We start from the raw sequence: 670 nt of genomic DNA, 5'->3' as shown, positions 1-670 counted from the left end.
TGCGTCACGGTTTTTTTCGCGGCCTTCTTGACCTGTTTGACTGCTACCTTGGTCGCCTTTTTTACCGTTTTAACTGTACTTTTCACTTTTTTGACTGCCTTTTTTGTGGCCAGTACCGCTTTCTTTACGGTCTTCTTTACTTTTTTGACAATCTTGCTTTTGGAGAGGTTATTTTTTATTTTTCGGGCTTTGGTGTAAACTTTTCCAACCTTTTTCTTGACCTTTTTGATTACCTTTTTGGCGGTTTTTTTCAGTTTCTTTTTGGCGGCCTTTACTGTTTTTTTAACGGATTTTGCCGCCTTTTTCACCTTTCCTACAACCGGGATACTACCTAATGCCTTCCCGATTGCACCAAAAAAGCCTTTTCCTTTCTTCTTCGCCACTAGACATCACCCCCGGTTAGGGGAATCATGCCTAATACATCGAGCGCTGAATCCAGGTCTTCATCCTCGTCGTCTTCGTCATCCGCTGCTTCTGCCACCGAAACCGAACCTTTTACAGAGCCTTCCATCATGACCAGTTCTCCCTGCATATCGGTCACACTGTCTAGTACGATGCTACTGGATCCACAGGTGAAACGGAGTGACTCGGTAGCACTGAATGCCATGTTTTTTGCTGCAAAGGTTACGTCCTCATTCGCTGTCACAACGATCGAATGCTTACTATGTAT

General features: G+C 44.2%; 2 protein-coding genes. Both read right to left on the bottom strand.

Annotation, left to right across the window (positions count from 1 at the left end):
- Nucleotides 1-383: hypothetical protein (locus H9632_RS18715; RefSeq protein WP_191705570.1), on the bottom strand; the 383-nt coding region annotated here is incomplete at its 3' end.
- Nucleotides 383-514, bottom strand: a complete 132-nt coding sequence (locus H9632_RS19040) for a hypothetical protein (RefSeq protein WP_263618339.1) — start codon at nucleotides 512-514, stop codon at nucleotides 383-385. The genes H9632_RS18715 and H9632_RS19040, both read right to left, overlap by 1 nt.
- Nucleotides 515-670 lie beyond the last annotated feature (156 nt).

Origin of the sequence: Solibacillus merdavium (genome assembly GCF_014836935.1) — a bacterium.
Classification (GTDB): Bacteria; Bacillota; Bacilli; order Bacillales_A; family Planococcaceae; genus Solibacillus; species Solibacillus ferritrahens.
The sequence above is the reverse complement of the archived record's forward strand: the minus strand, read 5'-3'. Positions and strand labels throughout refer to the sequence as shown.

Excerpts from the sequence above, each read along its gene's own strand:
- H9632_RS19040 (WP_263618339.1), bottom strand. The coding sequence starts at position 514 with ATGATGGAAGGCTCTGTAAAAGGTTCGGTTTCGGTGGCAGAAGCAGCG.